Raw genomic sequence first — 3,984 nt, 5'->3', positions numbered from 1 at the left:
CTGACGCTCGTCCAGGTGCGGAAACAACACCGCGAATCTGACGGCGAGTTGATCACGAGTCTCCTGCGATATGGCCATACCACATCAACGAGCCAGATCCACGGAATCAACACCTTGATTCTCTGCGCGCCCTTACGCCCTCGGTCAAAGCTGATCATGCGTCAATCAACTTAGCATAGATGGCATCCGTGGCCTGTGGGGCCCATTCCGGGTGCTCCTGCACTGCGTTGGCGGCGCACGCCTGTTCCTGCGATCGATCGTCCCGATGGATGTGGATGAGGCTTCGGCGCCTGCGTTCGGCATGAGAGACGAGGGCCGTCTGTGGCAGGCCGACGGGCGCACGTGCCTGTGCGGTGGTGTGCCCCTCTGCAAAGGACCGCTATAGCTCTGGACGGGATGAGCTCGACGTCGGTGTGTCCGTGCACGAGATGCGGTACGCCACCGGGCACCGCCCCACCCAGCGATACAACCAGCGCCACGGCCAGCTCGACGGCCCCTCCGCCTACAAGGTCGCCAGCAACCTCGGTAACCGCGATCAGGCAAGGAGTCCGCGTGAACCGGTGTTGCGCGATACCGCGCCGCTCCGTCCGCCAGCGGTTCGAAGCTGCACGCCGCGGCACGCACGTCACCCACCCGGCGGAAGCGGCACCAGCCGGGCCCGTCCCTCCACGCCCACCCGGGCGCGAATCCGCAGGTCAGCGCCCTGCTGACGACCAGCCATGTTTTCTGGCTCCTGCCGGGGACTCGAACCTGCGGCCAAGCACTGAAGCAGGTCACTCGCCGCGCCGCCCACTTACGGCATTCATGCGCCACCCCCAGATAGGGGTTCCAGCGGCGTCAGCAACAGTGCTTGACGGATCGATACGGCGCCTTACGGCACTCCCGTCGTGGGAGTGCCCCGTCTGCGGCGGACCGTCAAGGGGCTTTGCCCGCCGTTGACATGGCAAAGCAGAAGCTCTCCGCCCTTTCCGCACGGCCGACTTCGCGGGTGACCTGCGTTGCCCCCCTCGACCCGCGACGATGGCAATCACGCCCGGCCCGGATAGGGGTGTCGCGTGGGAGAGGGTCATCGCCGCTCCCACCGTCAAAACGGTCAAGGGGTCCATTGGCCTCTCCATGCACGCAGCATCGATCCCGATCGGGTGAGCTTCGCGTCGTCTGGTTGACGACGGCGGCGTACCGCGCGGTACCACCGCATACAGCGCCCGATGTCGACCGGATCGGGTGACGGATAAATCGGACCAGGTTGACGCATCTGCGAGTGGGAGCACGAGGGCTCCCAGTTCGCTCCCACCCGGCTCCCACCCGAAAACCGACAAAGGCCGCCTCCGTTACTCACAGAAACGGCCTTCGACCTGCGAAAACGCTGGTCGGGACGACAGGATTTGAACCTGCGACCCCTTGACCCCCAGCCGCGCCGCAACTCCCCGTAGTCGTCCGTAGCGGTCCGTAGCCGGCTTCGAGTGTCAGTACGGCGCCGTAGGTGCATAAAGCACGACGCACCCATCCGGCCCCACGGACGCCCCCTCGCGCCGTACCCACGGTATGGTGGCGGCATATGGGTTCAGGTGCCCGAAGACACCGAAGGAGGGTGAGCTGTGAGGCCAGCGACGGCTGAGAAGCTCCGCGCCAACGCGGCCACAATTCACCAGCTCGGCCATCGTTACGGCCTCCACTCCTTCGCGCTCAGCGCCGAGCCCGGGGAACTCGTCGCCACCCTGGACCAAGGCCGCTCCTACTTCGACGTCACCGGCTTCGAAACAGACCTGTCCAGCATCCTCGGCGCCGCCGTGGAGGTCGTGCCACGCGGTCCGGGTGTGGACGTCGAGGAAACCGAACCCCTGGGCAACCTGCGCGGGGCAGCGTGACCAGCACGCACACCGACCGTGAACACCGTGAACTGCTCTGCCTGACCGACGCCGAAGCTGCACTCGACCAGGCCCAGGCCATCACGCGCGATGGGACACCGAATACAGGCGATGAGCGTCTGCTCGCCTTGGCATATTGCATGCTCACCTTCGGCGAGATGCTCAAACAAGCCTCCCACGGCAGCGTGACTCCCGCATACAGCGGCGCCATCTCGCTACGCGACAAGCTCGCGCACGTACCACACCGCAAGCTCAACGCCGAAGTACTCGCAGCATCCGTCGAACGAGCGGCCACCGAGATCCTGCCTCTGATCCAGGCCCGCATCCAGGACCTCGAATCCGGCACCTCTTCCTGAGTCTCAACGTCAGGAGCACATACGGCCGCGCTTGTGCGTGCCTGAAGTTCCGTCCGTGCTGGTCAACCTGACTGGAGAGCCCGGAGACGGCGAGTGGCATGATGATCGCTCGTGCTGCTACGCCCGGCCGACCTCGCCGTCCACGAACGCCTTCGCTGCCCTCCGACTCTACCGATGAGCGACCACGTTAAGCACGCCGAGAACCTCGTCCTCCGCCACCAACTCACCGTCCTGCAGCGACAACTCGGCACGCCTAGGGTCAAGTTCACTCCCGTGGACCGGGCCTTCCTCGCCGCCCTCCTGGTCCCGTAGGACTCTGTCGCTCGATTCATTTATGGCATGGACGTGTCGTCTTGGGCTTGGGGCGGAGAGCGAGTTCGGCGAAGTGCGTATGCCGCGTCGTGCCAATGGGATGCCCGGTCAGGTGGGCGTCGACGCGGTGCAGGTTGATCGCCGCGGCGCTGAACACGTGGGCCAGGCCGGTCTTGGCTCAATGCCGGGAAGTTAAGCCATCGGCGCGATTGTCAACATGGACCTAACGGGCATCGCCGCGCCTTGGGACCCGCTCCCGCGGGAGACGAATCAGGACAGACCGTGACGCTGGTCCCCAGGATCAACACCCTGGCGGCCCTCTTGACAGCAGGCCAGAATGCTTAACTTCCCGGCATTGGGTCTTGGCTCGTCCCCGGTAGCGACTGGTGCGGATACCGATGCCGCGAACGGCTTGCGAGATCGTGCCCTCAACGCCGGCACGGGTGGCGTAGCGCCTCTTCCAGGCGTCGGTGTCCTGCTCGGCGCGCTGGTGTTGGAGCAGTTCGTGCTCCTCGCGGGGGTGCAGGGTCAGGCGCCGGGTGAAGCCGCTGGTGCACGAGGTTCGGACCTTGCAGTTGCGGCAGCCGTACTCGGGGAAGATGACCACGATGCGCGGGTGTCCGTCCATGCGGGTGTTGCCCCAGTAGCGGCTGGTCTCCCCGCGTGGACAGGTCGCGGACTGCGCCTCCCAGTCGATGGTGAAGTCGGTGAGCGCGAATCCCTTCCCCTCACGGGTCTGCCGGTCACTGGCGGGCGGGAGGGGGCCGACGAGGTCGATCCCTTGCGCACGGGCGGTCAGGATGATCGCCGCGGAGGTGTAACCGCCGTCGACCAGGTGCTCGCCCGGCTTCAGCCCGCGGCGGGCGAGGCCGTCGTGCACGGGCTGGACCTGGGTGGAGTCGTCGACGGCCGCGCTGGTGGTGGCCACACTCGTGATCAGATGGGGCAGATCCTCATCGCAGCTCTCGCTGTAGTGGGCCTTGTAGCCGTCCCAGAGCATGCCGCGCTTGCCGCCGCAGCGCGCGTCCGGATCGTGCGGGCTGACCAGGCGATCTCTACCCGGCGGGAGGTCCTTGCCCTCCCGCCAGCGCACCCCCTCACCGTCGCGGTGGTACTGCTGGATCCAGGCACGGCGCAGCACCTGCACAGCCGGCAACTGCCGCAGCCAGGCCGGTGCATCCGGCCGGTGGACCGCCTCCAGCAAGGCGAAGCCGTCGACGCCGACCTGCACCGCAAACGCCCCGCGCTCCGGCTCGCCCTTCGGCAACCGGTAGGAATCGGCGCGCTGCCCGTACCGCTCCTGCCAGGAGGCATCCGCGATCCGAGCGGCACGCAACCAGTTGCCAGCGGCGATTGCAAGTGCCTCCAGCGCGCAGCGCAGGGTCTCGGTGCAGAACTCCAGCCGGTTCAGAGACCGGATCGCGGCCAGTACGTGGGTGGAGTCGGTG

The 3,984-nt window shown here is 66.7% G+C and carries 4 protein-coding genes; 3 read left to right on the top strand and 1 reads right to left on the bottom strand.

From position 1 onward, the window contains the following. The first annotated feature begins 1,598 nt into the window (after nucleotides 1-1,598). From NGB36_RS32865 to NGB36_RS32855, 3 genes are all read left to right on the top strand, one after another. Entirely contained in the window at nucleotides 1,599-1,868 is a 270-nt protein-coding gene (locus tag NGB36_RS32865) for a hypothetical protein (protein WP_255924320.1), read from the top strand. Then, nucleotides 1,865-2,224 carry a hypothetical protein gene (locus NGB36_RS32860; RefSeq protein WP_255924319.1) on the top strand — a complete coding sequence of 120 codons (360 nt, stop codon included), beginning with the start codon at nucleotides 1,865-1,867 and terminating at the stop codon, nucleotides 2,222-2,224. Before NGB36_RS32865 ends, NGB36_RS32860 begins: the two co-directional genes overlap by 4 nt. Nucleotides 2,225-2,398: 174 nt before the next feature. Beyond that, nucleotides 2,399-2,536: a hypothetical protein gene (locus NGB36_RS32855; RefSeq protein WP_255924318.1), complete on the top strand. Its 138-nt coding sequence runs from the start codon at nucleotides 2,399-2,401 to the stop codon at nucleotides 2,534-2,536. A gap of 301 nt (nucleotides 2,537-2,837) precedes the next feature. Here NGB36_RS32855 and NGB36_RS32850 read toward each other — a convergent pair. After that, nucleotides 2,838-3,984: transposase (locus NGB36_RS32850; protein ID WP_255924317.1), on the bottom strand; the 1,147-nt coding region annotated here is incomplete at its 5' end.

Source organism: Streptomyces humicola, assembly GCF_024436035.1.
In the GTDB taxonomy this organism is placed as follows: domain Bacteria; phylum Actinomycetota; class Actinomycetes; order Streptomycetales; family Streptomycetaceae; genus Streptantibioticus_B; species Streptantibioticus_B humicola.
The sequence above is the reverse complement of the archived record's forward strand: the minus strand, read 5'-3'. Positions and strand labels throughout refer to the sequence as shown.

Coding starts and splice junctions, on each gene's coding strand:
- NGB36_RS32855 (WP_255924318.1), top strand. CDS start 2,399: ATGAGCGACCACGTTAAGCACGCCGAGAACCTCGTCCTCCGCCACCAA.